Origin of the sequence: Amycolatopsis endophytica (assembly GCF_013410405.1) — a bacterium.
Lineage (GTDB): Bacteria > Actinomycetota > Actinomycetes > Mycobacteriales > Pseudonocardiaceae > Amycolatopsis_E > Amycolatopsis_E endophytica.
Genome location: NZ_JACCFK010000001.1, coordinates 1,070,475 through 1,084,463, shown reverse-complemented (window position 1 = coordinate 1,084,463; position 13,989 = coordinate 1,070,475). Strand labels below are relative to the sequence as shown.

Here is a 13,989-nt window from a genome sequence, read left to right as displayed (position 1 = left end):
CGATGTGGGGATCGCCGCGCCGTTGATTTTGCACGCCTACACGTAACGCTGGGACTGTTGTCTGCGATGGCCACTGTGGGGGACGGGCTGGATGAGCCAGTCGCCGCCGCTGTCGAGGGGGATCCCCAGGCGGTCGAGCGGCTGCTGGCCGCTATCCGTCCCCTGGTGGTGCGGTACTGCCGTGCCAGGGTCGGACGACAGGAGAGGTCGTTCGCCTCGGCAGACGATGTGGCTCAGGAGGTGTGTCTCGCAGTGCTCACGGCGTTGCCCTCGTACCGTGACCAGGGGCGTCCTTTTCTGGCCTTCGTCTACGGCATCGCCCAGCACAAGGTGGCCGACGCGCACCGGGCCGCCGCGCGCAACCGGGCCGAACCCGTCGCCGAGCTCCCCGACGAGATCGAGAACGACATCGGGCCCGAACAGCGCGCACTGCAGGGGGAGTTGAACGAGCGCATGGCACAGCTGCTCCGGGTCCTGCCCGACAAGCAGCGCGAGATCGTGGTGCTGCGAGTGGTCGTGGGCCTGTCGGCCGAGGAGACCGCGGACGCGGTCGGCTCGACGCCGGGTGCCGTCCGTGTCGCCCAGCACCGCGCGCTGGCCCGGCTCCGCAAGGCGCTGGCGTCCGAGGAGGTGGCCTGAGTGACCGATCGCGAAGACGTCAGACAGGAGCTCGACGAGCTCGAGTTCGACCCCACCATGAGTTCGTCGCAGGCGGAGTTCGAGGCGGACCTCACCGCGATCCGCGCCGACGACGGTCTGCTCGACTCGCTCGGCGGATCCGATCCCGGCATCGCCGACGACCTCGGTGACCAGGAACTCAACGCGCTGCTGCTGTCCTGGCGACGGGACATCGACAGCGAACCGCTCGCCGAGCTGATCGACACCGACACCGCGGTCACCACCATCAAGACCGCCGCGCTGGCCCGCCGCCACGGGCAGCGGGCGCACCGCCGCCGCCTGCTCGTGCCCGTCGCCGCGGCCGCCGCCGTCCTCGCCATCGCCTTCACCGGCACCAGCATCGCCGCGCGCGACGCCCAGCCCGGCGACACGCTGTGGGGCCTGACCAAGGTCCTCTACGCCGACCACGCGCGGTCGGTCGAGGCCGCCTCCGCGGCCCGCATCGATCTGCAGCAGGCCAGCATCGCCCTGTCCCAGGGCCGCATCGCCGAGGCGCAGCAGGCGCTCGCCGAGGCCGCCGCGAAGCTGTCCCAGGTCACCGAGGAGGAGAACCTCAGCCAGCTGATGGCCGAGCACCAGCAGCTCGCCTCGATGCTGCCGGGTTCGACCACGAGGCCGCCGGACTCGTCGACCTCGCTGCCCACGTCGGCGGCGCCGCCGCAGACCAGCTCCACCAGGTTGCCGATCACGACCACGACCACGCCGCAACCGACCACGACGACGCCGACCCCGCCGTCGTCGAGCAGCTCGACCACGCCGACCCCGACCACCGAGAGCAGCACCACCCAGCCGCCCGGTGACGGCACGTCCGGCAGCACCATCCGGTACGACAACCCGGACGCGGGCACGGGCCAGCAGCCGGCGGGCGTCGGCTCGAACACGGGCACGAGCGGCAACTGATCCACACGTGCGAGGGCCCGGCCGGAGAACTTCCGGCCGGGCCCTTCGTCGTGCTGTGGTCAGTAGGCGTTTTCGGTGGCGGTGATGCCGTCGGCGAAGCCACGGCAGTAGTCCCAGCTCACGTAGTGGGCCGGATCGGGGTCGAAGGCGGGCTCGTGCGGGCGCATGCGCCCGTCCGCGAGCAACTGCTCGAGGCTCGCGCGCAGCAGATGCCAGTCGTGGAAGTGCGGCTGATCGCATTCGCCGCAGTCGACCACGATCCCGCGCACCCCGCGCGGCTCCAGCAGCGCCTGGTAGACCGCGAGGTCCGACAGGTCCGCGAGCAACTCGGCGCGCGCCTGCGCGTCCATCGGTTCGGCCAGCTCGTCGTCCCCGAAGCCGACCAGGTCCCGGGCGGGATCGTCCGGGTCGTCGGCGAACGGGTCGGGGGGCAACACTTCGTGCGGCACGCGTCGCACCGTACCCGCCCGACCGGGTCGCTTGTCCAGGGCCTTTCGATCCCGTCAAACAGGGGCGAGTTTCCCCGGTCACGTCTGGCGCCTGCCCGGGGCCCCTCCCGGCCACCGCCGGATACCATCGACGAGAGGTTCACCCGCCACCCCCAGGAAGGTCAGCCACCCACATGACGAGCGAGTTCGCCCCGGAAGACAAGTTCGCGATGCTCGGGCTGACCTTCGACGACGTGCTGCTGCTGCCCGCCGAATCCGACGTCGTCCCCAGCAGTGTGGACACCTCCAGCAGGCTGTCCCGGAACGTGACGCTGCGCGTCCCGCTGCTGTCCGCGGCCATGGACACCGTCACCGAAGCGCGTATGGCGATCTCCATGGCGCGCCAGGGCGGTATGGGTGTCCTGCACCGCAACCTGCCGATCGAGGAGCAGGCGGCGGCCGTCGAGGTCGTCAAGCGGTCCGAGGCGGGCATGGTCACCGATCCGGTCACCTGCTCGCCCGACGACACGCTCGCCGAGGTCGACGCCCTCTGCGCCCGCTTCCGCATCTCCGGCCTCCCGGTCACGGACGCGGCGGGCACGCTGGTCGGCATCATCACCAACCGGGACATGCGGTTCGAGCTGGACCACAGCCGCCCGGTCAGCGAGGTGATGACCAACGAGAACCTGATCACCGCGCAGGTCGGCGTCACGGCGGACGCGGCGCTGGGCCTGCTCCGCCGCCACAAGATCGAGAAGCTGCCGATCGTGGACGGCGCGGGCAAGCTGCGCGGGCTGATCACCGTCAAGGACTTCGTGAAGACCGAGCAGTACCCGACCGCGACGAAGGACCCGGACGGCCGTCTGGTCGTCGGTGCCGCGGTCGGTGTCGGCGCGGCCGGTCACCAGCGCGCGATGGCGCTCGCGGACGCGGGCGTGGACGTGCTGATGGTCGACACCGCGCACGGTCACTCGCGGGCGGTCGTCGACATGGTCGCCACGTTGAAGAAGGAGCTGGGCGACACGGTCGACGTCGTCGGCGGCAACGTCGCCACCCGCGCTGGCGCCCAGGCGCTGGTCGACGCGGGCGCGGACGCGGTCAAGGTCGGCGTCGGCCCGGGCTCGATCTGCACCACCCGCATCGTCGCCGGAGTCGGTGTGCCGCAGATCTCCGCGATCCACGAAGCGGACAAGGCGTGCCGCCCGGCCGGCGTGCCGGTGATCGGCGATGGCGGCATCCAGTACTCCGGTGACATCGCCAAGGCCATCACGGCGGGCGCGTCGACCGTGATGCTGGGCAGCCTGCTCGCGGGCACCGCCGAATCGCCGGGTGACCTGATCCTGGTCAACGGCAAGCAGTTCAAGACCTACCGCGGCATGGGGTCGCTGGGTGCGATGCAGTCGCGCGACGGGCGCAAGTCGTACTCGAAGGACCGTTACTCGCAGGACGACGTGCTGTCCGAGGACAAGCTGGTGCCGGAGGGCATCGAGGGCCGCATCGCCTTCCGCGGCCCGCTGGCCAACGTCGTGCACCAGCTCGTCGGTGGTCTGCGGTCCGGCATGGGGTACGCGGGCGCGGAGACCATCGCGCAGCTGCAGCAGGCGCAGCTCGTGCGGATCACGGCCGCGGGCCTCAAGGAGAGCCACCCGCACGACGTGACGATGACGGTCGAGGCGCCCAACTACACCTCGCGCTGACGACCCCCTGCGCACGTCACACCGATGGCCTAGCGACAATGAACCGTCACTACAGGCGGCGAGAAGGGACCTGACGTGCGCGATCTGGTCGAGATCGGCATGGGACGCACCGCGCGGCGGGCGTACGACCTCGATGACGTGGAAATCGTCCCGTCGCGGCGTACCCGGTCGTCGGCGGTGGTCTCCACGGCGTGGCAGATCGACGCCTACCGGTTCGACATCCCGCTGGTCACCCATCCGACGGATGCCGTGGTGTCACCGGAGACGGCGGTCGAGGTGGGCAAACTGGGCGGTCTGGGCGTGCTCAACGCGGAGGGCCTGTGGGCCCGGCACGCCAACGCGGAGCAGGCGCTGCTCCGCCTGGTGGACGCCGCCAAGGACGCCGACCGCACGGCGCTGGTGCGGACCCTGCAGGAGCTGCACTCCGCGCCGGTCCAGCCCGAGCTGCTCGCCGAGGCGATCCGCCGCGTGCGGGAGTCGGGGGTGACGGTCGCGGCGCGGGTCAGCCCGCAGCGCGCGGCCGAGCTGACGCCGCACCTGATCGCGGCCGGGGTCGAGATCCTCGTCGTGCAGGGCACCATCATCTCCGCGGAGCACGTCGCCCACGACGACGCCGATCCGCTGGACCTCAAGGACTTCATCGGTGGCCTGGACGTGCCGGTGATCGCCGGTGGCGTGTCGGACTACCGCACGGCGATGCACCTGATGCGCACCGGCGCGGCGGGTGTGATCGTCGGCCACGGGTACACGCCGGGCGTGACGAGCACCGACCGCGTGCTGGGCATCGGCGTGCCGATGGCGACCGCGATCATCGACGCGGCCGCGGCCCGGCGCGACTACCTGGACGAGACGGGCGGCCGGTACGTGCACGTTCTCGCCGACGGCGGGATCACCAGCTCGGGCGACATCGCGAAGGCCATCGCGTGCGGCGCCGACGCGACGGTCGTCGGCGCCCCGCTCGCCGCCGCGTCCGAGGCCCCCGGCCACGGCCTGTACTGGACCGCCGCGGCCGCGCACCCGAACCTGCCGCGTTCCCGGGTCGCCGCCGGGCCGGACGTCGAGGTGGACTTGAAGACCCTGCTGTTCGGGCCGTCCGCGGACGCGGAGGGGGCGGTGAACCTGTTCGGCGCCCTGCGCCGGGCGATGGCGAAGACCGGGTACTCCGACCTCAAGGAGTTCCAGCGCGTGGGGCTTTCGGTTCGCCGCTAGCCCAGCGGGCGTCGTCGTGGTTGCACAGGATGACGCCGACCACGTCGCGGTCGCGGTAGCGGGACCAGGTGGTGCTGCCACCCCCGAGGTGTGGGTGAGCAGGTGGTGGATGGCCGGCGCTCAGCCCAGCTCCGAACATGGCAGCACCACGGCGAACAACAGCTCCTCGCCGGGAGGTGGCACCGGCGCCACGATGATCGTCACGTCGTCGGGGCCGGGGACGATCGGTCCGGCGGCCGGGCCGTCCTCCTCGGCCACCAGCGGCGTCGGCTGGGGTGGGCGCACTGGCGCGGTGCACGAGGCCCGCGCCGCGGTCACCGAGTCCTGCCAGGACGGGCCGCCGGTGCGGACACCGGCGGCGCCCCAGTCGGTCAGCACCTGCGCGCCCAGGAACACCGCGACCGCCCCGCCGACGACCGCCCGTGGACGCACGCGGTCCAGCGCGGCGGCCACCGCGGTCCACACCAACAGCAGCGGGACGATCGTGTACCGGGAGCCGTTCAGCGAAAACCCGGCGCGGTCCAGGAAACCGTCCGTGCCACGCAGTCCGATCGACACCACCAGGTACAGCACCGAACACGCGAGCGCCACCACCACGACCTGCCGCGCCACCCGGTCCGCCCGCCACAGCACCACCGCCACCGCGAGCGCGGCCAGCACGCCGACGACCGCCACCAGACCCAGACCCAGCCGCTCGTACACCGGCCCCAGCAACCGGTCGCCGGTCACCGCGCTCAGCACCACCCGCAGCCCGTAGATCGAGGGCAGCTCGCCCCACACCGTGTCGCTCGTGCGGTAACCGGCCGCGCGGGTCAGGTGCACCCAGCCCTGCACGGCCAGCGCCACCGCCATCACCGCGGGCGCCACGCACGCCACCAGCCGCCGCGGTGACCGCACGATCCCGACGATCGCGGCGGGCAGCACCAGTGCGGTCAGCGGGTCGGAAAGCGCTGCCAGCGCCACCACCGCCGCCGAACCTGCCTGCCCGCCGATCGTGCGGGGCGGCGCCAGCAGCACCCAGAACGCGGCGTAGGCCAGGTACCAGTGCAGATCGTTGACCGCCGCGTTCACCTCGAACCCGGCCTGCGGCAGCAGCGGCACGATCGCGGTCACCAGCACCCGTGCCCACGGCGACCGCAGCACGTGCCCACTGCGGAACCACACCAGCAGCGAAATCGACGCCACCACCAGCGCCGCGCCCCCGGCCAGAGCCGCGGCCGCCCAGGAGACCGGCAGCGCGGCGACGGGCTGGACCACCAGTTTCGCGACCACCTGCAGGTACCCGGCGTGCGGCGTGAACAGGTTGTGCCACAACGAATGCCGCATCGCCTGGTTGAGGAAGACGCCGCCGTCCTCGGCCCACACGACGTCGAACGCGCGCAGTCCCGGGCCGCGCATGAGCTGCAGCCAGGTCGCGGCGAGGACCCAGGTGACGCCGGCCGCGACCGTCCCGGCCCGTGCCCGGTTCACCGTCTTCGCAGAACGCGGTCGGCGAGCGTCGCCGGGCGTTCGTCGAGCAGCTCGCGCAGCCGTTCGTTCTGCCGCCGCAGGTCGTCGGCCTGCGCCCGCAGATCGGCGGCCTCGGCGGTGCGGCGCTCGATGTCGCGCCGCTGCGAGGCGATCGTCTCGGCCATCGCATCGGCGTTCTCGGCGTGCGCCACCGCTTCGAACTGCATCTGCAGGACCCGCGTGTAGAGCGCGATCCGGTTGTTCTCCATGGTGGACAACAGCTTCGAGTCCCGGTACGGCGCGAGTGCTTCGAGCAGCGCCTGGTTCCGCGTCACGACACCGACGCCGAAGACCGCGGGGATCACCGCCAGCTGCCGCCCGCCGTCCGAAGCGGACAGCGCGTCCTCGACCGCGGTGAGCACGCCGTTGCGCTCGCCGCCGGCCTCCTGCGCGGCCGTGAACGCGCCGAGCCCGACGAAACCGGCCCGGCTCAACCCGTCGTGCCACACCGTCGGCCCCTCCGAGCTGGCCGGATGCCGGTCTTCGGGCGCGAGCAGGGACGGCAGGTAGTAGAGGTCCCGCCGCGACCACGGCCAGAGCACGTCGTGCAGCACGATCACCGCGTCCGGCGCGTTCGCCAGCACCCAGTCCATCTCGCCGCGGACGGTCGCGTAGTTGTGGTCACCGTCCACCACGTAGAGGTCGGCGACGGGCAGATCGGCGAGCACATCCGGTGAGCGTTCCTCGATCAGGTGCAGCGCGTCGTTCTCGGCCAGCGCGGCCCGCAACGCGTCGGTGGGCGCGGGGTCGATGCAGTACACCGCGGACGCGCCGAGTTCCGCGTAGATGCCGCTGACCTGCCCGGACTCGACGCCGACCTCGACCACCGTCGAGATCCGGTGGTGGGCATGGACGATCTCGAAGATCTCCCGGAACAGGGACAGCGAGTGCAGCAGCAGGGGCAGTTGCCGAGCCGCGCGAGCCTGGGCGTGCGGGTCTTCGCGGGTGCCGTAGTCGTTCACTTGCCGCTCCGCAGCTGCCGCATGGCTATCCGTGCCGCCGACGTCGCCAGGCCGACCGGGCCGCGGGCGCGGTACTCCTCGCGCACCCGGCTGGTCACCCGCGTCATCCGGGGCGCTGACGGCGGGTGAACCCCCAGCCCGGTCCGCGACTTCGGCAGCATCGCGAACGCGACGGTCACCTGGCCCGACGTCGCCGGTGCGCCCATCCGGGCCGAGACGGGGATCCAGATCGCCGACTCCGCCGCCTCGAACTCGAACAACGTTCCGCCCAGCCACCGGGTCGCGGCGTGGATCAGGCCGGCGAAGTCCTCGGGCTTGTCCCACCGCTCGACCCGCGGCACGGTCTGGCCGGGCAGCAGGGCCCGCACCTCGACCCAGTCGACGCGGACCAGCGCGGGGCGGCCCGGGATCGCGAGCGCCACGTCGGTGACGTCGGCGGCGCGGAAGTCCAGCCGCGCGAAGGACAGTCCGTTGTGGTTGATCCGGACCCGGCGGCGCGGCCCGTCGTGCCATTCGCCGTCGCCGGACCGCCAGCTCAGCCGCGTCTCGGCGGGGTCGCCGGACGGCTCGAACAGGTCCGCGTCCACCTGCCTTTCCGCGAGCGCGCGGGCACCCGCGGCCAGGTGGGTGTCCGAGGCGGCCAGCAGCGCGGGCCAGAACGCGTCGCGCATCTCCAGGTCGGCGAGGTCGCCGGGGGAGAGGTAGGGGATCGCGGGTACCAGGTCCTCCGGCACGACCCGGGTGACCAGCGCGGAGCCGAAGTTGTCCTCGTGCGCCCAGTTGCCGAACACCGCGGCCTCCTCCGCGGTGGGTGCCTTGAGCGCGGACACCAGGATGTTCGCCAGCCGGTGCCGCGCGCTGCCGGTCAGGTCGGGCCAGCCGGTGCCCGCGTAGCGGTTCCACTGGGCCTGGAACTCGCGGATGCCGTCCTGGACCGCACGGCGCTGCGCCAGCTGCGCCTCGCCGTCGGAGGCCGGGCCGAGCACGGGGGAACCGTCGTCGGCGAAGTCCAGCAGCGAGCCGCAGAAGTCGTTGACCGACTGCTCCAGCACCTCCGGGCTGCGGCTGATGGTGCGGGCGACCTCCGCGGGGTGCCCGCCCTGGCTGAGGTAGCCCTCGATGCGCAGCCCGGCGCGGAACACCCTGGTCGACCGGTCGTCGGTGGCGAGGTAGAAGCCCGCCGGACGGACGCCGGTGCCGGCCAGCTCGCAGACCTGGCCGAGGTAGTACTGGATGGTGCCGCCCCAGCCCAGGTCGACCAGCGCGGGCTCGGGCTCCTCCAGCATCCCCACGCGGCGCAGCTCCCGCACGACGCGCTCCCGGATGCGGGTCACCGTGACGGTCAGCTGGTTGCGCAGGTGGGCGGTCTCGGTGAGGACGTCGCTGACGAGATCGACCGTGCGGTCGTTGTCCAGCACCGTGTCGAGTAGCTCGGCCAGCGGCGGCACGTCGCCCGGACGCAGGTGCAGCGCCTGCAGCAGCTGGCGGACGGTGAGCGCGTAGCGCTGCCGGATGAACTCGCGCAGGGAACCGGGATCGGCCGGGTCGAGCGCGGCGATCGAGGTGACGTGCCGGGACAGCCACACCGGTCGTGCCTCGACGTCCCGGCCGCGGGCCTGTGCGGCGTTGTTGATCAGCGCGGAGAGCATCGTGCCCTCGCGCATCGGGCACCACAGCACGCGCGTGCCGGACTGGTGGGCCCGCAGCGCGACCCATTCGGCGAACCCGGTCAGCACCGGGCCGAGCACGGACGCGCCGTAACGCCAGGCGGTGCGGACCGGGATCTGGGCGCCCGGATCGGCCCGCTGGAGCGTCTTCGCGCGCAGGCTGGTGAGGCCGTAGTCGCCCTGTTCGGTGTCGAGGTGCTCAGCGACCGGGTCCGCCAGGCCGAGCGGCTCGCGCTCCCGGTCCAGCACGGCGCGGAACTGCTCGTCCAGCCGCTCGTAGTGGACCGTGCGGATGCCCAGGTCCCGCGGGACCTCGACGTCGGCGACCTCGTTGTCCCCGATGTGCACGACCTGCTCGGGGTTCAGGTCCAGCGCGTCCAGGACGATCTCCCACAGTCCGGATGCCTTGTCGAGGCCGTGCTGGTGCGAGCGGAAGATCCGGGCCCCGCGCAGCGCGCCGAGGCCGGGGCGGTCGAGCAGCTCGGCGAGGTGCTCCTCGGTGAAGTAGGTGTCGGACACCAGTACGGTCGGCACGTGGTGCTTCGCGGCCAGCTCCACGAGTTCGGCGATGTCGAGGTCGGGCACCGTGAATTCGCGCTCGCACAGCACCTCGGCGCGGACCAGTTCGGGCAGTTCGGCGTTGAAGATCCTCAGCGGCAGGTGCTGCCAGATGTCGGTCAGCGTCACCTCGGTGCCGAGCGTCTCCTCGTCTCTGCGTCTCGCCTCCTGTTCGGCGGCGATCCGCATCCGCCGGAACGCGGCGGGCGTGACCCAGTCCGGGCAGCGGCCGTCGCGGGCGAGCCGGGCGCCCAGCACGGCGAACAGGTCGGTCGGCCGCGGCGTGCGGCGCCACAGGATGGTGTCGAAGACATCCAGGGAAAGCGCCCCGCACGAACCGTCGGTGATCAGGCGACGGACCCGGGCGAGCGAGGGCGGTTGCGACAACGTCATCTCCCCAATTGATGTGATGTGATGTACAAGAAGAATCACTCTTATGGGGGAAATACGTTACGGGTCGTCGCGAGGTTGCCCGAACTGATCGGTAACTTACTACTGGTCAGAACCGTGGGACGGCGGTTACGCTTTACCTGTGACCACGCGTAACAGCAATGCCGCTGACTATGACGTCATCGTGGTCGGATCGGGGTTCGGCGGCAGTGTCGCCGCGCTCCGGCTGACCGAGAAGGGCTACCGGGTGGCCGTCATCGAGGCGGGCCGCCGGTTCGCCGACGACGAGTTCGCCAAGACGTCCTGGGATCTCAAGCGCTACCTGTGGGCGCCGGCGCTGGGCTGCTTCGGCATCCAGCGCATCCACCTGCTCCGCGACGTGATGATCCTCGCCGGAGCCGGGGTCGGCGGCGGATCGCTGGTCTACGCCAACACGCTCTACCGGCCGCTCAAGCCGTTCTACGCCGACCGCCAGTGGGCGCACATCACCGACTGGGAGTCCGAGCTCGCGCCCTACTACGACCAGGCGAGCCGCATGCTCGGGGTGGTCACGAACCCGACGGTGACGCCCTCGGACGAGGTCATGCAGAAGGTCGCCGCCGACATGGGCGTGGCCGGCAGCTACCACCCGACGCCGGTCGGGGTGTACTTCGGCAAGCCGGGTGAGCGGGTGGCCGACCCGTTCTTCGGCGGCGCCGGCCCGGAGCGGACGGGCTGCACCGAATGCGGCTCGTGCATGACCGGCTGCCGCGTCGGCGCGAAGAACACGCTGGTCAAGAACTACCTCTATCTCGCGGAGCAGGGCGGCGCGCAGGTCATCCCGCTCACCACGGTCACCGCGGTGCGCCCGCGTGGGGACGGTTCGTTCGAGGTCGACGTCCGCAAGACCGGCACGAAGTCGAAGAAGTTCCGCCGCACGCTGACCGCGGGGCAGGTCGTGCTCGCCGCGGGCACCTGGGGCACGCAGCGGCTGCTGCACGAGATGCGTGACCAGGGCGTGCTGCCGCGGCTGTCGCCGAAGTTCGGCGAGCTGACCCGCACCAACTCCGAAGCGCTCATCGGCTCGGGCCGCCCGTCGGTGGACCCCGAGCACGACTACAGCAGGGGCGTGGCGATCACGTCCTCGATCCACCCCGACGAGACCACCCACATCGAGCCGGTGCGCTACGGCAAGGGCAGCAACGCGATGAGCCTGCTGCAGACGATCGCCACCGACGGGTCGGCGCAGGCGCCGCGCTGGCTGCAGGCCGTGCGATTCCTCGCCAAACACCCGCTGCAGAGCGCGAAACTGCTCAACGGCTACCGGTGGAGCGAGCGGACGATCATCCTGCTGGTGATGCAGAGCCTGGACAACTCGATCACCACCTACACCAAGCGGGGACTGTTCGGGCGGCGGAAGTACACGTCCAAGCAGGGGCACGGCGAGCCGAACCCGTCGTTCATCCCGGCCGGGCACCAGGCCAACGAGCTGACCGCCAAGCACATGGACGGCATCGCGGGCGGCACCTGGGGCGAGATCTTCGACATCCCGCTCACCGCGCACTTCATCGGCGGCGCGCCGATCGGCACGAGCGACGCGGACGGCGTGATCGACCCCTACCACCGGGTGTTCAACTACCCCGGACTGTCCATCGTGGACGGCACGGCGATCTCGGCGAACCTCGGTGTGAACCCGTCGCTGACGATCACCGCGCAGGCCGAGCGGGCGTTCTCGTTCTGGCCCAACAAGGGCGAGGCCGACCAGCGGCCGGACCAGTCGAAGGGCTACCGGCGGATCAAGCCGGTCGCGCCGAAGACCCCGGCGGTCCCGTCCGACGCACCGGCCGCCCTCCGACTGCCCCTGGTGTCTACACGTCGATCCCGGCGAACACGGTGACCTGCTCCTCGGTGAGGTCGTGCATGGCGGCGAGCACGCCTTCGCGGCCCACCCCGGAGCCCTTCACGCCGCCGTAGGGCATCTGGTCGGCGCGGTAGGACGGCACGTCGCCGATGATCACGCCGCCGACCTCCAGTTCGGCGGAGGCGCGGAACGCGAGGCGGATGTCACGCGTGAACACCCCTGCCTGCAACCCGTAGGCGGAGGCGTTCACCGCGGCGAACGCCTCGTCGGCGTCGTCGACCACCGAAACGGCCAGCACCGGGCCGAAGATCTCCTCGGACCACGCCTTGGCGTCCGCGGGCACGCTGGTGAGCAGGGTGGGCTCGACGGTCGCGCCCTGGCGTGCGCCGCCCGCCAGCAGCTTGGCGCCACCGGCGACCGCTTCGTCGACCCAGGTGATGATCCGCTCGGCGGCCGCCTCGTCGACCACCGGGCCGACGTCCACGGATGCGTCGTACGGGTCACCGGTGCGCTGCGCGGCGATGGCCTCGGCGAGCGCGGGGACGAACTCGTCGGCCACCGTGCGCTCGACGATGACGCGCTGCACCGCGATGCACGACTGGCCCGCCTGGTAGTTGCCGAAGGTGGCGATGCGCCGCGCGGCGCCGGTCAGGTCCGTCCAGTCGCCCAGCACGACCGCGGCCGCGTTGCCGCCCAGTTCGAGCACGATGTGCTTGCGCGGGGCGGCTTCGGCCAGCGACCAGCCGACCGGTCCGGACCCGGTGAACGACACGACCGGCAGCCGCGGGTCCGCGACCAGCTTCGCGGTGTCCTCGTTGCCCAGCGGCAGCACCGAGAACGAGCCCTCGGGCAGGTCGGTCTCGGCCAGGATCTCGCCGAGGACCAGCGCGGACAGCGGGGTCCGCGGCGCCGGCTTGACGATGATCGGTGCCCCGGCGGCCAGCGCGGGCGCGACCTTGTGCGCGACCAGGTTCAGCGGGAAGTTGAACGGCGCGATGCCCAGGACGGGGCCGCGAGAGATCCGGCGCACCACGGCCAGGCGGTGTTCGCCCGCCGCGTCGGTGTCCAGGCGCTGCAGGTCACCGGAGAAGCGGCGGGCCTCCTCGGCGGCGATGCGGAAGACCGAAACGGCCCGCCGCACCTCGGCTTCGGCCCACTTCAACGGCTTGCCGTTCTCGGCGGTGATCAGCTCGGCCAGCTCCTCGGCGCGCGCGGCGAGCTGCCGTGAGGTGTGCTCCAGCGCGGCCGCCCGGACGTGGGCGGGCGACCTGCGCAGCCGGGGAGCGGCGGCGACCGCGGCGGCCACCGCGCGCTCGACCTGGTCCGGCCCCGGCACGGCGACGGTCGCCACCTCGCTGCCGTCGAACGGGTGATGCACGGTCAGGGTGGCGGTGCCCTGCTCCGCCCGGCCTGCGATCCAGGCCGGCCGCGGTTCCGGCGTGATGGTGTCCATGCCTGACAACTTAGAGCGCCTGACGGAGCGTGGTTTCACCGTCGGCGCCTGCTCCCCGATCGGGTTACTCCAACTCCACGATGTTCCGCAGCGCACCCAGCAGCGAGCCGACGCACATGTCGTGCAGCTGCTCGCGGGTGAACGACTCCGCGGTGAGCCATTCGATGCACAACGTGCGCACGAACACCAGCCAGCTCAGCACCACCGCGGAGACGGCGCCGCGCACCTCGTCCGGGATCCGGCCCGCGTCCAGCAGCCGTTCCCGCAGCACCGCCAGTTCGTCGTCGATGACCGCCTGCACCCCCCGGTCACCGGCGAGGGTCCGGTTGGCCGCGAGCACCGTGTTGCGGTTGGCCGCGAAGTAGTCGAAGTGGGCTTCCAGCGCCGCGGAGATCTGGCCGGGGATCGAGGCGTCCGGATCGAAGTGCGCCCGGCTCAGGAGGCTGTCGGCGGCCTGGCGGTAGACGGCGGCGAACAGGTCGCTCTTGGTGGGGAAGTAGCGGTAGAGCAGCGCCCGCGAGACGCCCGCCTCGTCGGCGACGTCCTCCATCAGGACCTCGTCGTAGGGCTTGGCCGAGAACAGGCGCGCGCCGGTGCTGACGAGTTCGGCGCGACGAGCAGCGGGATCGAGGCGACGGCGGGTCACGGGTGACACGCTACTGGACACGCGTCTAGTCTTAGTAGATACGCGTCTACTA

General features: G+C 71.8%; 11 protein-coding genes. 5 read left to right on the top strand and 6 right to left on the bottom strand.

Annotation, left to right across the window (positions count from 1 at the left end; all coding sequences use genetic code 11):
- The first annotated feature begins 66 nt into the window (after positions 1-66).
- Positions 67-639, top strand: a complete 573-nt coding sequence (locus tag HNR02_RS05260) for a sigma-70 family RNA polymerase sigma factor (RefSeq protein ID WP_179772076.1) — start codon at positions 67-69, stop codon at positions 637-639.
- Positions 640-1,578 carry an anti-sigma-D factor RsdA gene (locus tag HNR02_RS05255; RefSeq protein ID WP_312860905.1) on the top strand — a complete coding sequence of 313 codons (939 nt, stop codon included), beginning with the start codon at positions 640-642 and terminating at the stop codon, positions 1,576-1,578.
- Positions 1,579-1,637: 59 nt separating this feature from the next.
- Here the strand turns inward: HNR02_RS05255 and HNR02_RS05250 are convergent, their stop codons facing one another.
- The gene (locus HNR02_RS05250; RefSeq protein WP_179772075.1) at positions 1,638-2,027 is read right to left on the bottom strand and encodes a DUF5319 domain-containing protein; all 390 of its coding nucleotides are present in this window, start codon (positions 2,025-2,027) and stop codon (positions 1,638-1,640) included.
- A gap of 173 nt (positions 2,028-2,200) precedes the next feature.
- Here HNR02_RS05250 and guaB point away from each other — a divergent pair, with 173 nt between their 5' ends.
- A complete protein-coding gene (gene guaB, locus HNR02_RS05245) occupies positions 2,201-3,703 on the top strand; it encodes an IMP dehydrogenase (protein WP_179772074.1) in 1,503 nt (500 codons plus the stop codon).
- A 75-nt stretch (positions 3,704-3,778) separates the two neighbouring features.
- Positions 3,779-4,912, top strand: a complete 1,134-nt coding sequence (locus tag HNR02_RS05240; RefSeq protein WP_179772073.1) for a GuaB3 family IMP dehydrogenase-related protein — start codon at positions 3,779-3,781, stop codon at positions 4,910-4,912.
- Positions 4,913-5,032: 120 nt separating this feature from the next.
- On the opposite strand, the gene HNR02_RS05235 is transcribed toward HNR02_RS05240, so the two are convergent.
- The 3 genes from HNR02_RS05235 to HNR02_RS05225 are packed head-to-tail and all read right to left on the bottom strand — an operon-like array spanning position 5,033 to position 10,001.
- Positions 5,033-6,382, bottom strand: coding sequence for a glucosyltransferase (locus tag HNR02_RS05235; RefSeq protein WP_179772072.1), 1,350 nt, complete (start codon positions 6,380-6,382; stop codon positions 5,033-5,035).
- Entirely contained in the window at positions 6,379-7,383 is a 1,005-nt protein-coding gene (locus tag HNR02_RS05230; protein ID WP_179772071.1) for a class I SAM-dependent methyltransferase, read from the bottom strand. The genes HNR02_RS05235 and HNR02_RS05230 overlap by 4 nt, the downstream gene beginning before the upstream one ends.
- A complete protein-coding gene (locus HNR02_RS05225; RefSeq protein ID WP_179772070.1) occupies positions 7,380-10,001 on the bottom strand; it encodes an HAD family hydrolase in 2,622 nt (873 codons plus the stop codon). The genes HNR02_RS05230 and HNR02_RS05225 overlap by 4 nt, the downstream gene beginning before the upstream one ends.
- A gap of 139 nt (positions 10,002-10,140) precedes the next feature.
- On the opposite strand from HNR02_RS05225, the gene HNR02_RS05220 reads away from it, so the two are divergent.
- Complete coding sequence (locus tag HNR02_RS05220) at positions 10,141-11,874, top strand: GMC family oxidoreductase (protein ID WP_179772069.1); 1,734 nt, start codon at positions 10,141-10,143, stop codon at positions 11,872-11,874.
- Here the strand turns inward: HNR02_RS05220 and HNR02_RS05215 are convergent.
- Positions 11,846-13,291: an aldehyde dehydrogenase family protein gene (locus tag HNR02_RS05215; protein ID WP_179772068.1), complete on the bottom strand. Its 1,446-nt coding sequence runs from the start codon at positions 13,289-13,291 to the stop codon at positions 11,846-11,848. The two genes, HNR02_RS05220 and HNR02_RS05215, sit on opposite strands and share 29 nt — an antisense overlap.
- Before the next feature lie 64 nt (positions 13,292-13,355).
- Positions 13,356-13,937: a TetR/AcrR family transcriptional regulator gene (locus HNR02_RS05210; protein WP_312860904.1), complete on the bottom strand. Its 582-nt coding sequence runs from the start codon at positions 13,935-13,937 to the stop codon at positions 13,356-13,358.
- Positions 13,938-13,989 lie beyond the last annotated feature (52 nt).

Excerpts from the sequence above, each read along its gene's own strand:
- HNR02_RS05215 (WP_179772068.1), bottom strand. The coding sequence starts at position 13,291 with ATGGACACCATCACGCCGGAACCGCGGCCGGCCTGGATCGCAGGCCGG.
- HNR02_RS05225 (WP_179772070.1), bottom strand. The coding sequence starts at position 10,001 with ATGACGTTGTCGCAACCGCCCTCGCTCGCCCGGGTCCGTCGCCTGATC.
- guaB (WP_179772074.1), top strand. The coding sequence starts at position 2,201 with ATGACGAGCGAGTTCGCCCCGGAAGACAAGTTCGCGATGCTCGGGCTG.
- HNR02_RS05260 (WP_179772076.1), top strand. The coding sequence starts at position 67 with ATGGCCACTGTGGGGGACGGGCTGGATGAGCCAGTCGCCGCCGCTGTC.